At 68.1% G+C, this 20587-nt stretch carries 19 protein-coding genes; 9 read left to right on the top strand and 10 right to left on the bottom strand.

The features are described from left to right. Nucleotides 1-225 precede the first annotated feature (225 nt). The gene (locus tag WFQ67_RS12150; protein ID WP_263150161.1) at nucleotides 226-462 is read right to left on the bottom strand and encodes a DUF3820 family protein; all 237 of its coding nucleotides are present in this window, start codon (nucleotides 460-462) and stop codon (nucleotides 226-228) included. A gap of 148 nt (nucleotides 463-610) precedes the next feature. On the opposite strand from WFQ67_RS12150, the gene WFQ67_RS12155 reads away from it, so the two are divergent. Then, nucleotides 611-1489 (top strand): DMT family transporter, encoded by an 879-nt coding sequence (locus WFQ67_RS12155; RefSeq protein ID WP_337057005.1) that lies wholly within the window; start codon nucleotides 611-613, stop codon nucleotides 1487-1489. On the opposite strand, the gene WFQ67_RS12160 is transcribed toward WFQ67_RS12155, so the two are convergent. Then, on the bottom strand, nucleotides 1464-1820 hold the full coding sequence (locus WFQ67_RS12160; RefSeq protein WP_337057006.1) for a transcriptional regulator: 357 nt from the start codon (nucleotides 1818-1820) through the stop codon (nucleotides 1464-1466). The genes WFQ67_RS12155 and WFQ67_RS12160 overlap by 26 nt on opposite strands. A 316-nt stretch (nucleotides 1821-2136) precedes the next feature. Here WFQ67_RS12160 and WFQ67_RS12165 point away from each other — a divergent pair, with 316 nt between their 5' ends. The 5 genes from WFQ67_RS12165 to WFQ67_RS12185 all read left to right on the top strand — a co-directional run bounded on the left by WFQ67_RS12165 (nucleotide 2137) and on the right by WFQ67_RS12185 (nucleotide 7063). Beyond that, nucleotides 2137-2823, top strand: a complete 687-nt coding sequence (locus WFQ67_RS12165; protein WP_337057007.1) for an endonuclease I family protein — start codon at nucleotides 2137-2139, stop codon at nucleotides 2821-2823. Between the two features lie 524 nt (nucleotides 2824-3347). Next, nucleotides 3348-3839, top strand: a complete 492-nt coding sequence (locus WFQ67_RS12170) for a GNAT family N-acetyltransferase (RefSeq protein ID WP_337057008.1) — start codon at nucleotides 3348-3350, stop codon at nucleotides 3837-3839. A gap of 157 nt (nucleotides 3840-3996) precedes the next feature. Next, a complete protein-coding gene (locus WFQ67_RS12175) occupies nucleotides 3997-4362 on the top strand; it encodes a c-type cytochrome (RefSeq protein ID WP_044412685.1) in 366 nt (121 codons plus the stop codon). A 76-nt stretch (nucleotides 4363-4438) separates the two neighbouring features. Further along, nucleotides 4439-5773, top strand: coding sequence for a D-arabinono-1,4-lactone oxidase (locus WFQ67_RS12180; RefSeq protein WP_337057113.1), 1335 nt, complete (start codon nucleotides 4439-4441; stop codon nucleotides 5771-5773). A gap of 81 nt (nucleotides 5774-5854) precedes the next feature. Continuing rightward, nucleotides 5855-7063 (top strand): DSD1 family PLP-dependent enzyme, encoded by a 1209-nt coding sequence (locus WFQ67_RS12185; RefSeq protein WP_167368460.1) that lies wholly within the window; start codon nucleotides 5855-5857, stop codon nucleotides 7061-7063. A 119-nt stretch (nucleotides 7064-7182) separates the two neighbouring features. Here the strand turns inward: WFQ67_RS12185 and WFQ67_RS12190 are convergent, their stop codons facing one another. Further along, on the bottom strand, nucleotides 7183-8133 hold the full coding sequence (locus WFQ67_RS12190) for a SphA family protein (protein ID WP_337057009.1): 951 nt from the start codon (nucleotides 8131-8133) through the stop codon (nucleotides 7183-7185). A gap of 248 nt (nucleotides 8134-8381) precedes the next feature. On the opposite strand from WFQ67_RS12190, the gene WFQ67_RS12195 reads away from it, so the two are divergent. Then, nucleotides 8382-9422: an AraC family transcriptional regulator gene (locus tag WFQ67_RS12195; RefSeq protein WP_213625375.1), complete on the top strand. Its 1041-nt coding sequence runs from the start codon at nucleotides 8382-8384 to the stop codon at nucleotides 9420-9422. 19 nt (nucleotides 9423-9441) lie between these two features. Here WFQ67_RS12195 and WFQ67_RS12200 read toward each other — a convergent pair whose 3' ends face one another. The 3 genes from WFQ67_RS12200 to WFQ67_RS12210 all read right to left on the bottom strand — a co-directional run bounded on the left by WFQ67_RS12200 (nucleotide 9442) and on the right by WFQ67_RS12210 (nucleotide 12878). Beyond that, nucleotides 9442-9942, bottom strand: coding sequence for a DUF3916 domain-containing protein (locus WFQ67_RS12200; protein WP_337057010.1), 501 nt, complete (start codon nucleotides 9940-9942; stop codon nucleotides 9442-9444). Nucleotides 9943-10080: 138 nt separating this feature from the next. Next, nucleotides 10081-11706 (bottom strand): methyl-accepting chemotaxis protein, encoded by a 1626-nt coding sequence (locus WFQ67_RS12205; protein WP_337057114.1) that lies wholly within the window; start codon nucleotides 11704-11706, stop codon nucleotides 10081-10083. A 134-nt stretch (nucleotides 11707-11840) separates the two neighbouring features. Continuing rightward, nucleotides 11841-12878 (bottom strand): MASE2 domain-containing protein, encoded by a 1038-nt coding sequence (locus tag WFQ67_RS12210; protein ID WP_337057011.1) that lies wholly within the window; start codon nucleotides 12876-12878, stop codon nucleotides 11841-11843. 236 nt (nucleotides 12879-13114) lie between these two features. Between WFQ67_RS12210 and WFQ67_RS12215 the strand changes: the two genes are divergently transcribed. Together WFQ67_RS12215 and WFQ67_RS12220 are read left to right on the top strand one after the other, a co-directional pair. Then, on the top strand, nucleotides 13115-13669 hold the full coding sequence (locus WFQ67_RS12215; RefSeq protein ID WP_337057012.1) for a TetR/AcrR family transcriptional regulator: 555 nt from the start codon (nucleotides 13115-13117) through the stop codon (nucleotides 13667-13669). A 48-nt stretch (nucleotides 13670-13717) separates the two neighbouring features. Next, nucleotides 13718-14212, top strand: a complete 495-nt coding sequence (locus tag WFQ67_RS12220) for a DinB family protein (protein WP_213625370.1) — start codon at nucleotides 13718-13720, stop codon at nucleotides 14210-14212. Nucleotides 14213-14219: 7 nt separating this feature from the next. Here WFQ67_RS12220 and WFQ67_RS12225 read toward each other — a convergent pair whose 3' ends face one another. The 4 genes from WFQ67_RS12225 to WFQ67_RS12240 all read right to left on the bottom strand — a co-directional run bounded on the left by WFQ67_RS12225 (nucleotide 14220) and on the right by WFQ67_RS12240 (nucleotide 20490). Continuing rightward, entirely contained in the window at nucleotides 14220-14858 is a 639-nt protein-coding gene (locus WFQ67_RS12225) for a cell wall hydrolase (RefSeq protein WP_337057013.1), read from the bottom strand. Nucleotides 14859-14966: 108 nt separating this feature from the next. Further along, nucleotides 14967-16388, bottom strand: coding sequence for a putative bifunctional diguanylate cyclase/phosphodiesterase (locus WFQ67_RS12230; protein WP_213625368.1), 1422 nt, complete (start codon nucleotides 16386-16388; stop codon nucleotides 14967-14969). Between the two features lie 188 nt (nucleotides 16389-16576). After that, nucleotides 16577-18865 carry an ATP-dependent DNA helicase gene (locus WFQ67_RS12235; RefSeq protein WP_337057015.1) on the bottom strand — a complete coding sequence of 763 codons (2289 nt, stop codon included), beginning with the start codon at nucleotides 18863-18865 and terminating at the stop codon, nucleotides 16577-16579. Then, nucleotides 18835-20490 carry a VRR-NUC domain-containing protein gene (locus WFQ67_RS12240; protein WP_337057017.1) on the bottom strand — a complete coding sequence of 552 codons (1656 nt, stop codon included), beginning with the start codon at nucleotides 20488-20490 and terminating at the stop codon, nucleotides 18835-18837. Before WFQ67_RS12240 ends, WFQ67_RS12235 begins: the two co-directional genes overlap by 31 nt. Between the last annotated feature and the right edge of the window lie 97 nt (nucleotides 20491-20587).

Raw genomic sequence — 20587 nt, forward strand, 5'->3', positions numbered from 1 at the left:
GACGGCTTAGCGGCGCCAAGAGTATCCGCGCGTGAAGCGAGGTGCAACCAGGTGCAACCTAAGTTTTCCGGTATTTCCGATCACCTGTTTCCGCTCCGGCCATCACTCGCACCGCCTTGGTGCCAGTGGGCTGGCGGCTTTCCCTGCAAAGGTGCAACCCGGTGTTTCGAGGGCGGTTGCGGCGCCCAGTCGTTAGCCTAGACCGTTTCTGGTTGCACCTGTGGGTCAATCGGGATTTCTGCGGGGCCCGGCGGAACGACGGAGCGGGTCGAGGAGGGGCTTGAGGCCGTTGTGGTCGATCTCCTGCATCAGGGCGAGCAGTCTGCCGATCTCACCTTTCGGGAAGCCTTCACGGGCGAACCAGTTGAGGTAATGGCCGGGCAGGTCGGCCAGCAGGCGGCCCTTGTACTTGCCGTAGGGCATTTCACGGGTCACCAGGAGCAGCAGGTCTTCGGGGTTCATCGGTCTCGTACCGGCCGGGAAGAAGAGGTCGGCAAGAATACCCGCTATCCGCCGGCTGTCACTTGAGTGCGCGTCACGAAGCCGATATTTTTGAGCCGCCTAATCATTAGTCTGCTACCCAAAAGGGAGCGGGCGCCCCGGAATCCCCATGAGCACCCAGATACCTTCGCTGCGCCGAGAGGAGCCCCTAAAGGGCATCCTGCTCGTCTGCGTGGCGATTTTCCTGTTCTCCAGCCACGACGCGATCTCCAAGTACCTGTCGGCGTTCTACCCGATCGTCATGGTGGTGTGGGTGCGCTATCTGGTGCATACGTTGCTGATGGCCGGCTTCCTGCTGCCTCGAGAGGGCCTGCGCGTGCTGCGCACACAGCGTCCGCTGCTGCAGCTGGGCCGGGCGCTGTGCCTGATCGGCACCAGCCTGTTCTTCACCACCGGCTTGCGCTACATCCCCCTGGCGGAAGCCACGGCGGTGAACTTCCTGGCGCCGCTCCTGGTGACGGCGCTGTCGGTGCCCTTCCTTGGCGAGCGTGTCACCCGCGGGCAGTGGCTGGCGGTGCTGCTGGGCCTGGGCGGGGTGATGCTGATCGTGCGGCCGGGCAGCTCGCTGTTCACCCCGGCGATCCTCCTGCCGCTGGCCTCGGCGCTGTGTTTCGGCTTCTACCAGCTGCTCACCCGGCGCCTGAGCCAGACCGACAGCCCCGGCACCAGCAACTTCATCACCGGCATCACCAACACCCTGATCATGAGCACCCTGGTGCCATTCTTCTGGGAAGCACCGACCACGCTGGCCCACGGCCTGCTCCTGCTGGCGCTGGGAGCCTGCGGAATGGGCGGGCACGTGCTGCTCACCCAGGCCTTCCGGTACGCGTCACCGGCCCTGCTGGCGCCGTTCAGCTATGGGCAGATCGTCTTCGCCGGGCTGCTCGGCTTCGTGCTGTTCGGCCACGCGCCGGATGCCATCGGCCTGGTCGGCATCCTGGTGATCGTCGGCAGCGGCCTGTTCACGGCCTACGCGCAGCGGCGCTGAAGTCGTCGACGCTGCGTGCCAGCGTGTGGCTGGCCTGGGCGTTGTCGACGTACTCCTTGAGCCAGCGCAGCACCTCCACCGGCTTCCAGCGGGCCGGGTCGAAGAGGGCATAGGCCAGCCCCTGGTAACCCACCACATCGAGCTGCTTGTGGTAGCCGGCGCGCTGGAACAGCGCCTCGATCTCCGCCAGGCAGGTGTTGAAGTGCACCCGTGTGAACGGCGTCTTGCCGTCGGTCACCAGCCCTTCCAGGCGCAGTTCCGCGACCGCTTCGCTCACCGTGTCCACGGCCATCCGGTTGACCGTGTATTTCAGCTGCAGTACGTCGACCATCCCTGTTCTCCTCCTCAATGCGGGCCATGCGCCTTGATGCGGCTTCCAGCCGGCTGGCGCAGGGGGCGGGTGTCCGGCCGCTTCGGCGAGCGGGGTGGAAAGCCGAGACCGGTGACCTGGGAAACGATGATCCCAGGGATTTGTGACAGTGGTTTTGGCAAGGCCAACGGAGCTGAAAGGTTCATAGGACGCTTCCCTGAAATACTGTATATTTATACATCTATCAGCTTCGCCGCTTCGTTTGCAACAAAACTCCGATGAACAAACGTTGTCAGTGAGAGCCTTGAAAACAGCCGTACCGGGAACCCCAGAAGTAATGATCCGTTTCGTCCTGCTGCTGAGCCTTCTATTGGCCGGCACCGCCCATGCCTCCGCCCCCCGCACTTTCCAGGAAGCCAAGAAAGTCGCCTGGAAGCTCTACGCCTCCCACCCCGTCGAGTTCTATTGCGGCTGCCGCTACAGCGGCAACAAGGTCGACCTCAAGAGCTGCGGCTACGTACCCCGCACCAACGCCCAGCGCGCCAAGCGCATCGAGTGGGAGCACATCGTCCCGGCCTGGGTCATCGGCCACCAGCGCCAGTGCTGGCAGAAGGGCGGGCGCGAGAACTGCGCGAGGAACGACGCCGCTTTCCGTCGCGCCGAGGCCGACCTGCACAACCTCGTGCCGAGCATCGGCGAGGTGAATGGCGATCGCAGCAACTACGGCTTCGGCTGGCTGCCGCAGAAGCCCCGCCAGTACGGTGCCTGCCAGATGGTGGTGGACTTCAAGGCGCGCAAGGCCATGCCGCGCCAGCAGGTGCGCGGGATGATCGCGCGCACCTATTTCTACATGAGCGAACGCTACGGCCTGCGCCTGTCCAGGCAGGACCGCCAGCTCTACACCGCCTGGAACAAGCAGTACCCGGTGGAAGCCTGGGAGCGGAACCGCAACCAGCGCGTCGCCTGCGCCATGGGCCACGGCAACCACTTCGTGGGGGCGGTGAACCTGAAGCTGTGCAAGTGAGGGAGGTGGCCTCTCCAGCCGAGCTGGAGAGGCACGTGCTTCCTTGTAGGAGCGAGCTCTGCTCGCGAAGCCTTGGGCGGTGCTGCGCACCGCTTGGCGACTGAAGTCGCCCCTACAGGTTGTGCTTGCCTGATGAGGTAGCATCACTGGTGGCCGCGCGGGGAGGCCTTCGGGTCTGCCGGGTCCTGTTAGCCGGTTCGCCAACCCCGCGCGGTCTGCCACCCTATGTTTGGGCGCATCAACCGCGAAGGCTCCTGGAACAGCGCATCGCAAATGAATTCGCTCCCACGAGGCGGGCAGCGGTGCGGGCTTCAAGCTCCTGTGGCGGGTGAAACCCGTGAGGTGCAGGCACCCCTTGTGGGAGCGGCTTCAGCCGCGAGGACCTTCAGCAGGCACCGGTTGCGAATGGCCGGATAATCCATGGCGACTACCCCGCGCTGTATGCCGTTTTTCCCATCGATCTGTGCCTATCGGCCGCCGCGCGTTGCGCCCTAGCATCGGCCATCGGTGATGAGGGCGGTGCGATGGACGACATTCCTGGCGGTATCGAGTTTTCAGGCCTGCAGGTGCGGCGGTTGGCGCCCGGCGACCTGGAGACGATCTGCATGCACCGCGAGGCGATGTTCCTCGAGGCGGGGGGCGACCCGGCGCGGCTGCGGACGATGACCGGGCACTTCCGCCCCTGGCTGCGCGAGCGCCTGGCCGATGGGCGCTACTACGGTTTCGCGCTGATGGACGAGGCGCGTATCGCGGCGGCCATCGGCCTGATGAGCATCGAATGGCCGCCGCATCCGTCCCATCCGGAGGTAGGCCAGCGCGGCTATGTGCTGAACGTCTTCGTCGAGCCTGACTACCGGCGCCGGGGCCTGGCGTCGGCGCTGATGAAGCTGGCGGAGGCCGAGTTCATCCGTCGTGGCCTGGGCTTCGCCGTGCTGCATGCGACCCAGGTCGGCAGGCCGGTGTACGAGGCGCTGGGCTGGGCCGCCACCAGCGAGATGGCCAAGGCTATCGGCTGAGCCGTGGTGTTCTGTTTTCACATCGCGTGATGTCCCGTTAGAACCCCCTGGCTGTCCGCCATTGCCCTCGGGCGCGCAGGGGCGCCTGGCTTAACGTTGCCCTCTACCCACCACGACAAGCGCCGTGCCGCCTGGCACGGTAGAAGAGGGGAGTGCGATGCCGAAACCCGCGAACCTGCTGATTCCCGCCCTGCTGGCCCTGGCCGGGCTGCTCGGCGGCTGTGGCGAGGAGGCCAAGCCGGCCGCGCCGCAGAATGCCGCCACCCTGGCACCGGCCGACCCGGCCCTGGCCAAGGTCTACGACACCAGTTGCAAGCTGTGCCACGCCAACCCCGCCTCCGGGGCGCCGCAGAGCGGTGACGCCGCCGCCTGGGCGCCGCGTGTCGCCCAGGGCACCGACAGCCTGCTGGACCACAGCATCAATGGCTTCAAGGGCATGCCGCCGATGGGCATGTGCATGCAGTGCTCGGAAGAACAGTTCCTCGCGCTGATTTCCTTCATGTCCGGTCAGCACCTCGAATAAGGCGTCCTCCATGGCTATGAACCTCACCCGACGCCAGTTGCTGCAGCGGGCCGGCGTCGCCGGCGCCTTCACCGCGCTGGCCTGCACCCCGGCGCTGGCGGAACTGGCCCGTGCGCCCCGGCTGATCCCCTGGCGGAACTGGTCCGGCGCCCAAAGCTGCCTGCCCCAGGCACGCCTCGCCCCGCAGAGCCTGGACGAGCTGGTCCAGGTCATCCGCCAGGCCGAAGGCAAGGTCCGCCCGGTGGGCTCGGCCCACTCCTTCAGCGCCCTGGTGCCCACCGACGGCACCCTGGTGTCGCTGGCCTACTTCAACGGCCTGCTCGGGCACGACCCGGCCACCCTGCAGGCGGAGTTCGCCGCCGGCACGCCGATGTCCCTCATGGGGCCGGCGCTGCAGGCGGTCGGGCAGGCGCTGCCGAACATGGCCGACATCGACTACCAGACCCTGGCCGGGGCAATCGCTACCTCGACCCACGGCACCGGCGTCGGCTTCGGTTCCTATTCCTCACAAGTCACCGGCCTGCAACTGGTGACCGCCAGCGGCGAGGTGCTGGACTGCGATGCCCAGCGTCACCCCGAGGTGTTCAACGCCGCGCGGGTGTCCCTGGGTGCCCTGGGCGTGGCGACGCGGGTGCGCCTGCAGAACCGCGAGGCCTATCGCCTGCGCGAGAAACAGTGGATCGCCAGCACCGAGGAGCTGCTGGAGGACGTGGGCAACCTCACCCGTGACAACCAGCACTGGGAGATGCTGGTGATCACCCATTCCGACTACGCGCTGTCCGTCGCCCTCAACGAGACCACCGACCCGGCCACGCCACCGCTGGACCCGGAGGAGGAGGAGGGCGGCAACGGCTTCGTGAAGATCATCGAGAACCTCGACAAGTACGGCAGCGACTTCCCCGCCGCACGCCGCGCGCTGCTCAACAGCCTGCGCCACATCGCCAGCTTCGACGACCGGGTCGGCGACTCCCACGAGATCTACGCCAACGTGCGCAACGTGCGCTTCAACGAGATGGAGTACTCGGTGCCCGCCGAGCATGGCCCAGCCTGCCTGCGGGAGATCCTCGCGCTGATCCGCGACAAGGACCTGCGCACCTGGTTCCCCATCGAGTACCGCTACGTGAAAGCCGACGACATCCCCCTGAGCATGTTCGAGGGCCGCGACAGCTGCTCCATCTCCGTGCACCAGCACTACAGCATGGACCACCACAACTTCTTCGCCGCCATCGAACCGATCTTCTGGAAGTACGCCGGCCGGCCGCACTGGGGCAAGCTGCACACGCTCAATGCGCGCACCCTGCAGGCGCTCTACCCGCGCTGGAAGGAATTCACCGAGGTGCGCCAGGCGCTGGACCCGAGCGGCAAGTTCCTCAATGCGCACCTGTCCTCGATCCTCGGCGTGGCCGGATAACAAGGAGAAGCCATGAACCGTCGCAACTTCCTCGTCGGCACGGCCGGTGCCGGCGTACTGCTCGCCGGTGTCGGCGCCTGGCTGCGGCCGGCCGACAAGGGCGCCCCGTACAGCGATTACTTCGCCCGCCTGAACCGCGAGCTGAAGGCCCAGGGGCCGATGCACCCGGTGATGCTGATCGACCTCGATCGGCTGGACCACAACATCGACGTGGTGATGCAGTCGGTGCGCCGTGCCGGCAAGTCGCTTCGCCTGGTGGAGAAGTCCCTGCCGTCGCCGCAACTGCTGGACTACATCGCCAAGCGTGCCGGCACCCAGCGGCTGATGTCGTTCCACCAGCCCTTCCTCAACCACGACGCCGAGCGCTTCCCCGAGTCGGACATCCTGCTCGGCAAGCCCCTGCCGGTGCGTGCGGCGCAGCTGTTCTACGAGGCCCATCGCGGCCCGTTCGACCCGGCCCGGCAGCTGCAGTGGCTGCTCGACACCCCCGAGCGACTGGCGCAGTACCTGGCGCTGGCCAAGGCCCTGAACATCCGCATGCGCATCAACATCGAACTGGACGTGGGGCTGCACCGGGGCGGCGTGCAGGACACGGCCGGCCTCGGGCGGATGCTCGAGCTGATCGGCGCCAACCCGCAGCACCTGGAGTTTGCCGGCTTCATGGGCTACGACCCCTTCGTCGGCATGGGCGTGCCCGGCATCCTCGGCTCGCCCGAGGCGCTCTTCGCCAAGGTGATGACGCTGTACGACGGCTTCGTCGACTACGCCCGTACCCGGCACCCAACGCTGTGGCGCCCGGACCTGACCCTGAACACCGCCGGCAGCCCCAGCTACCGAATGCACGAGCGCGAGCGCACCAGCAGCGAGGTCTCGGTGGGCTCGGCACTGCTCAAGCCCACCCACTACGACCTGCCCTCCCTGGAGGAGCACCAGCCGGCGGCCTACATCGCCACCCCGGTGCTCAAGAGCACCGGCGCGGTGCGCATTCCGGCGCTGGACGGCAAGTCGGCGCTGTTCTCCTGGTGGGACCCGAACCAGCGCGAGACCTTCTTCATCTACGGCGGCAACTGGATGGCCGAGCCGGAGTCGCCCAAGGGCCTGCAGTTCAACGGCCTCTACGGGCGCAGTTCCAACCAGGAAATGATCAATGGCTCCCACGCTGTCGGCCTGTCCGTGGATGACCAGGTGTTCCTGCGGCCGACCCAGTCCGAATCCATCCTCCTGCAGTTCGGCGACCTGCTGGCGGTGCGTGACGGACGCATCGTCGAGCAGTGGCCGGTGTACAGCTGAGCGCGGGGTCAGCCACCCCTGGGTGAAGCGCTTTGCGAGCAGCGCTCGCTCCTGCGGTCGGCGCCAACTGACTGAGAGAACCCCAGGCCATTGCCTGGGGTTCTGCGTTCCGGGAAGGTTCAGAGGCTGAACGGCAGATTCAGTTTGGCCCAGAGCATCTCGCCTTCCGGGCGGTTCTCCACGGCGAACTCCTTGGCCCAGCGCATCTCCACGCTGGCGTACTTGAGGAAGGTCAGGTGCACCGCCGGGCCGATGGCGAAGACCTGCCCGCGCACGCCGTCGTCCACGTCCTCGCCCATGAAGGTCACCGTGCGGCCGAACTGCTTGTCGTCGGTGGTCTGCTTCACGTAGTAGCCATTCAGGCCCAGGCGCAGGTTGTCGGTCACCCGGTAGCTGGTGGAGTAGTCGAAGTGGAACAGCTGGCCGGACTGGTAGTCGGTGTCCGGGTTCTCCTTGTTGAAGCTGTAGGTGGCCTTGACCGACAGCTCGGTGCGCTCGCCGGGTTGCCAGGTGGCCGAGAGCAGCGGCTTGTAGGTGACGAAGTTGTTGCCGGTGTTGGCCGGCCGCGCGGCGTCGTAGCTGCCGGTGGGCAGGGTGATCTCCAGGGCGGCGCCCAGGGTCAGGTCCTGGCCCATGTCCCAGAGGATCAGCGGCGCGATGGTGGTGTCGCCCTGGGCTTCGCGGCGGCTCTCTTGGCCGAACAGCGCCACCTGCTGGCGCATGTAGGGTTGTGCCACGTAGCCACCGACCCGGCCGCCCAGCAGCCGCAGCGGGCTGAGGTAGTCCAGGCGCGGGATGATCGCATCGGAGGTGATCTTCACCTCCGGCACCTTGCCGCCCAGGGAGCTGATGTCCAGCTTCTTCGACTCGTAGTGGTTGTAGTAGAGGTTGAAGGCGAACATGTGGTCCGGAAGGCTGTTCACGTCCAGCGGCAGGACGAAGAAGCCATCGGTGCCGGGGCCGATGTTGTCGACACCGTTCTCGGTGGCCTGGGCGGGCAGGGCGAGGGACGTCGCGACGACGAGTGAGGCTGCCAGCGAGGGCAGCTGGGGAACGCGGATCGGGTTCATGATTGAGCTCGTTTCTTATTGTTGGCGGACGGTCGCGGAACCGGGTTCCGCGCCGGCCCATAGAAATAAGCGCTCAAGGCCGCGCGATGCAGGGCATTGCCGGACAGGCAGGGGGCTTTTCGGGGACAGCTAGCAATATTCTGTTACACCCGCTCTTGGTGAACCCGCCAACGCGTTATGATGGCGCCGCCGCGCGTCCTGGCCGCAGAACAAGAACCTCAGGCGCCTCGGTTCGGGAACTGCCTGCCATGCCTATCGCCACCCTCGATCCCCAGCTCGACCTCGCCCTGGTTTCGCCCTTCCTCCTGCAGACCCTCACGGAGGTGGCGAACGACAAGGGCGTCAGCAGCGAGCGCCTGTGCCGCGGTCTCGGCTTCACCCCGGACGAGTTGCAGGACCCCGCCCAGCGCATCTCCTACCGCCAGGCGGTGACCCTGATCCAGCGCGCCCTCGCGGCTTTCCCGGACGGTGGCCTGGGGCTGTGGGTCGGGCACCGCAACGTGCTCGGCACCCTCGGCCTGCTGGGCCACGTGCTGTCGTTGTGCAAGACCCTGCGCGATGCCTTCGATGTCGGGCGACGCTTCCAGCACACCACCGGCGGCATGGCCGTCTACACCCTGCACGAGGGGGCGAAGGAAAGCGTCGTCGAGGTGGAATGCCGGCTGCCCCATGCCGACGTCCAGGTGTTCGCGGTGGAGGAGTTCTTCGCCAGCCTGATGGTCTACAACCGCGCATTGGTCGATGCCGAATTCCAGCCCCTGCGCTTCGAGTTCACCCATGCCGCGCCCAGCTACGTCGCCGAATACCAGCGCCTGCTGGGCCCCAACCTGCATTTCGGCTGCCTGCATAACCGCATGGTCATCGCCAGCCACTGGCTGGACATGCAGTTGCCCAGCCACCAGCCCGTCGCCTTGCGCCAGGCGCTCAACCTGCTGGAGCTCGAATGCGCGCAGGTGCAGCAGAAGATGGACCTGCTGCAGACGGTGGAGCGCGCCATCAGCCGCGACCTCGCCCATGGCAGCCAGATCGACAAGGTCGCCCGCGATCTCAACATGAGCAGCCGCACCCTGCGCCGTCGCCTCACCGAGCACGGCATCACCTTCGACGCCTTGCAGGAGCAGGTGCGCCGGGCGCGCGCCATGAGCCTGCTGGGCAACCCGGACCTGCCCATCGAGCGCATCGCCGAAGAGCTCGGCTACAGCGATGTGCGCGGCTTCCGCCGGGCCTTCAAGCGCTGGACCGGGCAGAGCCCCTCCGCCTGCCGCGACGAGGTGATGGCCGCGCAGTGATGCGCCGGGCGAGTGGCGTCTACGCGGGCTCGCCGATGCACCACCACTGGACGGCCAGGTCGTCATCGGCCTGGGTCGCGTCATGCCCATGCTCGATGAAATGGGCGGGCACCCTCAGCGCGAGCCTGTCGCTCAGGCGCTCGGGTGCGAGCCCGTTCCCCTGCCCGAGAAAGCCGAGGTAGTAGTCGCGATCGTGGAACACCGTCACTTCGCTCTGGTGCAACCAGGGCCAGACCAGGATGCAGGCGACCCGGTAATAGCCCTGGCTGCGATCCGCTGCGCGGGATAGATGGGCGGCGGCCTCCAGCATCTGCTGGGCGCAGAAGGCCTGGTGTTCGATGCGTGCCTGCGGCCCCTGGACCAGGGTGTTCGGCACCGGGATCTTCCAGTTCAGGTAGCGCGCCATGTCCTGGCCGCGCGGATGGAACTGGCCCTGGAAGCCCGCCGCCCATCGCTCCAGGGCTCGAAGGCGGCGATGGACGCCACGGAGTTTCTTGTCGCTCAGGGTGAAGTGTCGCAAGGAGGGCCTCGGCGGCGGGTGGCGTGGCGGGAGTGGGCGTCCCGCGGGGGGCGGGCGCCGGGCGGGGGCCGGCGGATGATAGGCGAGGCGCCCGGGCGGGAAAAGGGCCCGCCAAGGCGGCGGGCCCCGGCGCGGCTGTCACACGCGGAAGCGGGTCACCATCGTGCTCAGCTCGATGGCCAGGCGCGACAGCTCCTGGCTGGAGGCGCTGGTCTGGTTGGCGCCGGCGGCGGTCTGCATGGACAGGTCGCGGATGTTCATCAGGTTGCGATCCACCTCGCGGGCGACCTGGGCCTGTTCTTCGGATGCACTGGCGATGATCAGGTTGCGTTCGTTGATCTGCGAGATCGACGCGGTGATCCGCTCCAGTGCGGCACCGGCGCTGGCGGCCGACCTGAGCGTCTGCTCGGCCTGCTCCGCCCCGGCCAGCAGGGCGCCGACGGTGCCCTGGGTGCCGGTCTGGATGTTGTCGATCATCACCTCGATCTCCTCCGTGGAGCTCTGGGTGCGTTGCGCCAGCGAGCGCACCTCGTCGGCGACGACGGCGAAACCGCGCCCGGCCTCGCCGGCGCGTGCCGCTTCGATGGCGGCATTGAGCGCCAGCAGGTTGGTCTGGGCGGCGATGCCCCGGATCACGTCGAGTACCGTGCTGATGTCGCGGGTCTGGTTCGCCAGTTCGGAAGCCTGGACCGAGGCCTGGGTCACCTGGCCGGCCAGGGTGCGGATGGAGGCGATGGCCTCGTTGACCTGGGCGAAGCCGCGGCGTCCCTCGTCGTCGCTTTCCTTCGATGCGGCTGCGGTGCTCGCGGCGTTGCGCGCGACCTCTTCCACGGCGGCGGTCATTTCGTTCACGGCGGTGGCGGCCTGCTCGATCTCGGCGTTCTGCTGGTGCAGCCCACGGTTGGAATCCTCCGTCACGGCATGCAGCTCCTCGGAAGCCGAGGCCAACTGGTCGGAGGAGCTGCCGATCTGCTGGATGGTCGCCCTCAGGTTGGCCTGCATGCCCTTGAGGGCGGCCAGCAGCAACGCCGGCTCGTCCTTGCCGACCACGCTGATGTCCCGGCTGAGGTCGCCGCTGGCGACCCGCTCGGCGATGGCCACGGCGTCGCCCAGTGGCAGGATGATGCTGCGGGTCAGCAAGGTGGCGGCGCCGATGGTGATCAGGAGGATGGCGCTCAAGGCGACGACGGCCACGACCCGGGCTTCATCCGCCGCCTCGTCGCTGAGCTGCGCCGCGGCGAAGGCGTTCTCGGCGTTGAAGCGGATCAGTTTGTCCAGCGCCTTGGTCATGGTGCCGGCGTATTCGGCCAGCGGGCCGTTGGCGAGCCTGTCGGCGTCGTCGATCCGGCCAGCGTCCACTGCGTCGAGTATCTGTTGCTGCAGGCCGCGGTAGGTTTCGTAGGTGCTGACGAAGTGATCGTAGAGCTTGCGGTTCTCCGCCTCGACGATGGCGCTTTCGTAGGCATCGAACTGCTTGGGCAATGCCTGCAGGTTCGCCTTGATCCTGGCCATCGTGTGCTGCCGTACGGTCGGCTCGTCGACGATGATGCTGCGCAGGGTCAGGGCGCGGGTGTCGCCGATCGCCGCCCCCAGCTCGCTCAGGGCGACGACGCCCGGCAGCCAGGTGCCGCGAACCTCGGTCGAGGCGGCGTCCATCCTGCCGGTCTCGTAGAGGTTGATGCCGCCCATCGCCAGCACCATCAGGGCCAGCAGCGCGAAGATGAGTCCGGCCCGTTTTCCGATCTTGAGGTTCCTCAACTGAATACTCCTTCAAATGACAGTTGGTGGGTGTGAAAAGCCAGGGTCCCCGTGCGGGCGTCGGTCGCGCACGGTGGTGGGTTCGTTGCCGCCGCGCCTTGCCGGCGGCCATGGGCTGGCGCCGGCAACGGGCCGGCCCGCTAGGCGCTGGAATGGCCGGTGGGGTGTGGCTGATCGGTCTTCAGCGGGGCCGAGTGCCGCTGGGCCTGGCGCAACCATTCGTTCTCGCTGCGCAGGTCGTGGGTGAATTCGGCGAGCCCGACGCGGATGCGTGCCTCGGGCAATCCCTTGCCGCCGGCGAAGCAGTGCTCGAAGGCCTCTTCGATGCGGCTGGTCAATGCCTGCGCGCCGAGGGTCCTCGCCTGCTGCAGGAGCACCAGGAATTCGCCGGGGCGCCGCATGCAGACGAGATCGGTGCTGCGCAGCCCGGCGACGATCAGGTGCCCCAGGCGGACGCTCAGGGCGTTGGTCACCAGCACGCCGTGCCGCTCCCCGAGCGCCTCGAAGTCGTCGATGCGGATGTGCGCGACGGTGGCCTGGCCGGAGCCGCACCGGCAGCGCAGGAAGACCTGCGCCAGCTGGCAGAGCCAGCGGTCATGGGGCGTGAGCATGCGCTCGTCGAAGCCGGCGACGATGGACAACGCCTTCTGCTGCCTCAGCAGTTGCTTCGCCAGGCTGTAGCTCGCCCAACCGACCACGAAGGGATAGATGACCAGCATGGGTAGGCATGCCCAGATGACCCGTGCCGGCGTTTCCCAGGTGACCTCGAAGCCCAGGCAGGCCCCGGCCAGGAAAATGCCCGCAGCCGCGGCCGCGAGCCCCTTGGAGAGGAGGTGGATGCCCTTGGCCGCGACGCAGTTCATCGCGACCATCGACAGCAACAGCAGCGATGGCAGCGCGCTGAAGTGCATGGCCACGACCCACCCCCCGGCGAAGGCGCAATCGAGCTGGAGGTTGCGCAGTTCGGCCTGGTAGGGCGCGGGCGAGGCGAGGGCGATGCGGTAGGCGAGGTAGGGCCAGATGAAACCGTTCAGCCCCATCAACCCCCAGAGCGGCCAGGTGCCCGGGTAGGTGGTGGTCGCGACATAGATGAAGCTCAGTGCGCAACCGATGGCTCGCGGTTTGTAAATGCGGTTGGCAAAACTGATCCCTGCCGCCGAATTACGATCGATAGCCATAAGCCGCCCCGCGGATTGGCAGTAAAATTGTGATGTATGCCCCGAAGGAATTGGCCTGCGCGGTCCCAGGAGACCGCGCAGCGATTTCGGTTGGTAGGCAGGGGTGCGTCCGTGTCGGGCAGCGTTGCCGCGCCTGCCTGGACAGCACCCTGGATGCGCTGGGTGAAACTCGGTGCGAGCCCCGGTGAGGGGGGCGCAAATAAAAATACGATCGTATTCTAATTCAGAGAGCCGTGATGAGTAAACGTCCCGTGATCGACAGGAACCTGGTGTTGGACGCCGCCATCTCGGTTGTCATGGAACAGGGCATTTCTGCGTTGAGCATCGGCGAGGTGGCCAAGGCCGCCGGGATCAGCAAGGGCGGCGTGCAGTCGTGCTTCGGCACCAAGGACGGGCTGATCGAGGCGATGGTCAATCGCTGGAAGACCGACTACGAGCTTTCGGTGCGCTCGCGCCTGAAGCCCGATGCCGGCATGCTCGACCACCTGATCGCGCAGATCGGCATCATCGCCATTCCCGACGAGGAGTTGAGCCGGCGCGCCGCCGCGATCCTCACGGCGATGTTCAGCCACGAAAGCCTGAAGACGCAGGCCAACGACTGGTACCGCTCCCTGCTGCTGGGCGACGCCTTCGAGACCGAGCGCGGCAAGCGCGTGCGCCTGGCCTTCCTGGCTGCGACGGGTGCGTTCTTCCTGCGCTCGTTCAGCATCATGGACATCTCCGAAGGCGAGTGGCGGGCCTTTCACGAGGACATCGCCCAACTGCTGCCGGGCGAGGAGCCCGAGCGCTAGCGGCGCCTTGCCTCGCCTGCACCCCATTGACGAACACGAGGACCCGCCATGCTGACCAAGGCCTTTCAATACAAATGCTGGGCGGACCGACGTGCCCTGGAGGCCATCGGGCTGATCGATGCCGCGCGGTTTCCCGAGTCGCTGGCCTTCACCCTGCAGCAGCTCAACCACATGGTGATTGTCGAGGACCTGTTCCGCGCGCGCCTGACCGGGGCGGCGGAGCCCCACGCGGCCACCAACAGCGATGCGGTGCCCGACTACCCGACGCTCAAGCGCCGCCTGCTCGCGTCCGGCCAGTGGTACGCCGAGGCGGTCGCCCGGCTGGCCGCTGACGATGCGGCGCAGGAGATCGGCTTCCGCTTCACCGATGGGCGCACGGGCCGGCTGAGCCGCGAGGAGATGTTCTTCCATGTGCTGAACCACGGCACCTACCACCGCGGCAACATCGCCCACGCCCTGGACCTGGCCGGCGTGGCGCACCCGGCGGACACCTACACGGTGTTCGTGCACGCCACCGAGCCCGCGCGCCGGGAGACGGCCTGACGCCGCGCTAGGGCGCGCTGTCCTGGGCGCCGGCCAACGGCTCTTCCAGTCGCGGCTTGTAGAACAGCAGGCGTTGGGTCTGTGCCGTACGGGTGAATTTCTTCGCCCAGGACGGCGAGACGTTGCGGTCGTGGAAGTACAGCGCGCCGTCGGTGCGGTCCCGCAGCTGGCCGTTCAGCGCCTTGCGGGCGATCTCCCGGGCGAGGGTGAAGCGGTCGTCCTCCACGGCTTCGTCGGGGCGACCATCGCACCACCAGGAGAACTGGCAGCTGCGGCTTTCCGAGCCTTGCTTGACCACCGCGCAGACGGTCTTGGGGAAGGCCCCGTCGCCCAGGCGGTTCATCACCACGTTGGCCACCGACTCCATGTCCTGCGCCGGGGCGCCCTTGGCTTCCCAGTAGATGGAGCGGGCGAGGCAGGTGATGGGGTCGTCCAGCGGCGCCTCGCCGTCCGGGTCCACGGCACGGGCTTCGCTACGGGTGATCGGCGGGGTGTCGGCTGGCACCGGCGCCTGGCTGGCGGCCTTCTCTTCCAGCACTTCGGCCTTGTCTTCCGCCGCCTGGGCCTTCTCCCGGGTTTCCCCGGCCTGGGAGGGCCCGCCGACGAGCAGCGCGGCCACGCAAAGCATTCCTGATATCCAGCGCATGATCGACCTCGCCAACGCCGAGCTTCCGGGACCGCCCCGGGCCGGGCGGCTGCCAGCGGGGCGCGCCTGGCTCGCCCCGCACGAGGCATAGACTGCGGCTGCGCTGGATCATTCCCTGGTGGCGGCGACTCCCGCCCCGTCGAAGGCGTTGCCGATCACCCGCTCCTGGCGTTCGACGCTCTGCTGGGTGAAGGCCATGAACGCGGCGAGCGGCAGCGGCTTGCTCAGCAGGTAGCCCTGGAACTGCTGGCAACCCCGCTCCAGCAGGCACTGCATCTGCGCCTCGGTCTCGACGCCCTCGGCGATCACCGTCAGGCCCATGCTCTGGCCCAGGGCGATGACGCTGCAGACGATGGCCTCGCTGTTGGCGTCGGTGAGCAGGTCGCAGATGAAGGAGCGGTCGATCTTCAGCTTGCCCAGCGGCAGGCGCTTGAGGTGGCTGAGGGACGAGAAGCCGGTGCCGAAGTCGTCGAGCGAGAAGGACACGCCATGCTCCACCAGCTGCGACATCTTGCGCGTCAGGTCCTCCAGGTCCTGGACCAGCATGGTCTCGGTCAGCTCCAGCTCCAGGCGGCTGGCGTCCATGCCGTGGCGCCTGAGCATCTCCAGCACCTCGGGCACGAAGCTGGCCTGGCGGAACTGCTTCTGGCTGATGTTGACCGCCAGGCACAGGTCCTTGCGGAGGGGGTCGTCCGCCCAGCTGCGCAGTTGTGCGCAGGCCTGCTCCAGCACCCACTTGCCGATGGGGATGATCAGCCCGCTGCGCTCGGCGTGGTCGATGAACTCACCGGGCGGCAGCAGGCCGCGCTGCGGGTGGCGCCAGCGGATCAGCACCTCGGCACCGATCACCCGCCCGGTGACATCGAGCTGCGGCTGGTAGTGCAGCTCGAACTGCCGCTCGCGCAGGGCCGCCTGCAGCTCGCGCTCCAGCACCGAGCGCTCGGCGGCGTCGGTCTGCAGGACGTGGAGCAGGGCGAAGAACATCGCCATCGCCGCGCCGGCCTGGGCCCAGGAGCCGGGCGTGCGCACCTCGTCCGGCAGGTTGTGGCCGGGGAGCGGTGTCCAGTTGCTGGAGGCCAGGCAGGTGAAGGTCACCAGGCACAGCAGCGCGACGCCATAGCGCAGCCACAGGCCTTCGTCGCGGAAGGCCATCAGCGCGGCCAGGGTGAGCGGCAGCAGGTAGAGGTGGGTGGCGCGGGGCGCCGCCGCGTTGGGCGCGTCGAGCACGATGGCGGTGCCGGCGATGGTGACGATCAGCACGCTGAAGAGCAGGAGGTTGGCGCTGCGCGCCTTGTTGCACACCGTGAGGTGGAAGACCGCCAGGCCCGAGGTGATCAGCACTGCATCCATCGCGACGATGGCCCAGAGGCCACGCAGGCTGAAGACAACCGCCCAGATCAGGCCCAGCACCAGCATCACGCTGCTCGCCAGCAGGCGCATGCGCCGCTCGCGGCGCTGGGCCACCGACACCAGGTCGGCGGCATGCCACAGCTGCCTTACGCGCTTCCACAAGCGAGATGTCGAATTCATTCGGGGTTCCCGTGCGCCCGTGTTCAGCCGGGCCGTCCGTTCCACGCGGCGATCCCGGCAGGCTGGCAAGGATTATAGAAGGCGGTTTTCCCAGGCGCAGCGGCAGGACGGAGGCGCATGGGGTGCAGGTCGTTTTTGCCCTTGCCCGGTGCACCGCGGGGGCGACCCAGGGCAGGGGGCGACCCTGTTCAGTCCATTTCCACCTGCCACCAGGCAGGCAGCAGGCGGCGGATCTCGGGTTGGGCGAAACGGTCGTCCATCAGGTGCACCACGCCGCGGTCGCCCTGGGTGCGGATCACCCGCCCGGCGGCCTGCACCACCTTCTGCAGCCCGGGATAGAGGTAGGTGTAGTCGTAGCCGGCCTGGAAGATCGCGGCCATGCGCTGCTTCAACTGCTCGTTCACCGGGTTCACCTGGGGCAGGCCGAGGGTGGCGATGAACGCACCGATCAGGCGCTCGCCCGGCAGGTCGATGCCTTCGCCGAAGGCGCCGCCGAGCACCGCGAAGCCGATGCCGCGGCCGCCCTCGGCGAAGCGTTCGAGAAAGGCCGTGCGCGCGCCTTCGTCCATGCTCCGCGACTGGCTCCAGGCGGGGATGAAGGGGTGGCGTTCGGCGAACAGCGCCGCCACCTGCTCCAGGTACTGGTAGCTGCTGAAGAAGGCCAGGTAGTTGCCCGGGCGCTCGTGGTACTGGTCGGCCATCAGCTCGACGATGGGTTCCAGGGATTGCGTGCGGTGCTGGTAGCGGGTGGAGAGGTGCCGTGCCACGCGCACCTGCAACTGCTCGGCGGCGAAGGGCGACTGCACCTCCAGCCAGGGCGTGCTGGCCGGCACCCCCAGCAGGTCGGCGTAGTAGCGGCGCGGGTTGAGGGTGGCGGAGAACAGCACGGTGGAACGGCTGCCGGCCAGGCGCGGGCCGAGGAAGGGCGCCGGCACCAGGTTGCGCAGGCACAGGGTGGAGCGGCTGCTCTTGCCGGCCTGGTACTTGTTCAGGTCGAACAGCGAATGGCGGTCGAACAGCTCGGCCATGCGGGCGAAATGCATGGCGTCGAAATAGAACGCCATCAGCTCCGGGTCCAGCGGTGCGCCGGGCTGCTCGGCGAGGTGGTCGGTGATGGCGGTGACCGCGTTCTGCAGCGCTCCGAGCAGTTTCTGCGGCGGCTCGTCGTAGGCCTGGTAATCCACCCGCTGGGCCTTGTTCAGTTCGCTCCAACTGCTCTGCACACGCTCCAGCGGCTTCTTCAACGCCGGCGGCACGCTCTTGCACAGGGCTTTCAGCGCGCCCTGGCGCAGTTCGGCGGAGTACATGGCGCGGGCCCGCTCCACCAGGTTGTGGGCCTCGTCCACCAATACGCCGACGCGCCACTGGTTGGCCTGGGTGAGGCCGAAGAGCAGGGCGCCGAGGTCGAAGTAGTAGTTGTAGTCGCCCACCACCAGGTCGCTCCAGCGCGCCATCTCCTGGCCCAGGTAGTAGGGGCAGACCCCGTGCGCCAAGGCCACTTCGCGCAGGGCGGCGCGGTCCAGCCAGCGGCGTTCGGCGGCGGCCTGGCGCGCGGCCGGCAGGCGATCGTAGAAGCCCCGCGCCAACGGGCAGGCTTCGCCATGGCAGGCGCTGCCGGGGTGCTCGCAGGCCTTGTCGCGGGCGGTGAGCTCGAGCACCCGCAGGGGCAGCTCGTCGACGCTGTCGCGCAGGGTCGCCAGGCTGTGCAGGGCCAGCTGGCGCCCCGGAGTCTTGGCGGCGAGGAAGAAGATGCGCTCCAGGCGCTCGCCGCCCAGGGCCTTGAGCTGGGGGAACAGGGTGGCCAGGGTCTTGCCGATGCCGGTGGGGGCCTGGGCCAGCAGGCAGCAGCCGGTGCTGGCGGCCTTGTACACCGCCTCGGCCAGTTCACGCTGGCCGCTGCGGAAGGTGGCGTGGGGGAAGCGCAACGCCTGCAGCGCCGTGTTGCGCACGCCCTGGTGGGCCAGCTCCGCCTCGGCCCAGGCGATGAAGGCCAGGCACTGCGCCTCGAAGAACAGCTGCAGCTCGGCGGCGCTGGCGCGCTCGGTGAACAGGGTTTCCTTCTGGCTGCCGACATCGAAATACACCAGGGCCAGTTCCACCTCGTCCAGGCCCCGCGCCTGGCACAGCAGCCAGCCGTAGACGCGCACCTGCGCCCAGTGCAGCTGGCGGTGGTTGGCCGGCTGGCGGGCCAGGTCGCCGCGGTGGGTCTTCACCTCTTCCAGACGGTTGCGCGCGGGGTCGTAGCCGTCGGCGCGGCCGCGCACCCTGAGGGTGCGGAACTCGCCCGCCAGCGCCACCTCGCTCTGGTAGCCCTCGCCCCGGCGCGCCGCCACCAGGGCGTGGCCGGCCATGCCTTCCAGGGCGGTGGGGGCGGGGGTGAAGCGCAGGTCCAGGTCGCCGCACTTGGCGGTGAATTCGCAGAGCGCGCGCACGGCCACCTGGTAGCTCACGCGAGGGCGACCTCGGTTTCGGCCCATTGCACGTAGCAGACGGTCACCGGCATGCCGTGCGCGGCGCAGAAGTCCAGCCAGCGCAGCTGGTTGTCCTGCAGGCGGTCGCCGGGGCCCTTCACCTCGATCATCTGGTAGCGCCGTTCCCGGGGCCAGAAGCGGATCAGGTCCGGCAGCCCGGCACGGTTGGTCTTGATGTCGGCCAGCAGGCGCTGGAACCACAGCTTCAGGTGCGCGGCGGGCAGGCACGCCAGCGCCTGCTCCAGCAGCGCCTCGTCGAGCACGCCCCAGTAGACGAAGGGCGACTGCAGGCCGTACTTGGCGGCGTGGTTGCGGCGGATGGTGGCCTGCCAGGCATCGCTGTCCAGCTGCGCCAGGCAGGCGGCGAAGGCCTCGCTGCGGCGCGCCTGGAAGTCGGCGGCGAGCAGGTCCGCCGGGGCGGCGTGGAAGGGGTGGAAGAAGGCGCCCGGCACCGGCAGGAAGATCGCTTCCCAGCAGAGCAGGCCGAACAGCGAGTTGACCAGGGTGTTCTCGACGTAGTGCACCGGGCCCGGTTCATCCGCCAGGTGCCGGGCGACGCTGTGCTCCACCGAGACGAAGTCGTCGCCCCTGGGCAGGCGCAGGTCCAGGCGCACCACCGGCGTGGGCTTGCGCGGCGGCGGCTTGGGCAGGCCCAGCCTGCGTCGCAGGCGTGGCAGGATGCGCGTGAGGTGCTGCTGCTCCTCGTCACTGTGCACGCCGGCCGCCAGTTCCAGGGCGAGGCGATGGGCGTCGTCGAAGGCGGCGATCTTCTCCAGCACGCGGATGCGGCGGATGCGCGCGCCGGGGTCGCTGCAGCCGGCATAGATCTCCAGCGCCAGGTCCATTTCGCCGTGGCGCTCGCAATGCTGGCCGAGCTGGAACAGCAGGCGCGCGCGGCGGCTTTGCAGCCAGGGGTTGTCGTTGGCCGGCGGAATGCTCGCCAGCACCTCTGCCGGCTCCTCGCCGGCTTCGAAGCGCTCGCGGCACTGGTAGAGGTGCAGGTAGAAATCGATATCGGCGCGCTGGCGGAAGCCCCGCGAGGCGGCATCCAGCTCCACCTTCTCGTACTGGTAGATGCCCAGGTCGGCGAGGACGAACTCGGACCAGTCCTGGGCCAGGTTGCCGAAGAACATCAGCCGCAGCCGGTCGCACAGAGCCATGAGCTGCAAGGCATGGACGCGCTCCTCCAGCCCCAGGCACCAGGCGTCCAGCGGCTGCGCCTCGGGGTGCAGGGGTTGCAGCAGGGCGAGCTGGTCGGCCTTGCGCGCACCGGCCCGGCCGAGCTGGGCGCCGAAGCAGGCGGCGATCTCCGGCTTGCGCAGCAGGGCGAAGAGTTGCGCAAGCGTCAGCTGCGGTGCCGGGTCCACCCAGCCCAGCGCCACCAGTGGCTGCAGGGCCTCGCGGGTGGGACCGATCTCGGCGTAAGCCAGCTTGCTTTCGCGAAACAGCGTGCCCTTGCGCATCACCATGCGCACCAGCAGCGCGCGGGAGGCCTTGGGCAGGCCGGCGAAGGCCGCGATGAAGCCCCGCTCCTCATTGTCCAGCAGGTCGTCATAGCGCGCGCCGATCCAGTCGAGCACGGCCTGGAAGTTGTTCAGGTAGTAGAAGGGATCGTCGAGGGCGCTGGGCATGGCGGAACGGCTTGGGCGAATGGCTGGCTATTTATACAGCTATCGATGTGGCGGCCCAAGGGGATTTCGATCAGCGGAGCGGGTCGGGCAGGCCGCT

The organism is Pseudomonas sp. USHLN015, from assembly GCF_037153275.1.
GTDB classification, from domain to species: domain Bacteria; phylum Pseudomonadota; class Gammaproteobacteria; order Pseudomonadales; family Pseudomonadaceae; genus Metapseudomonas; species Metapseudomonas tohonis.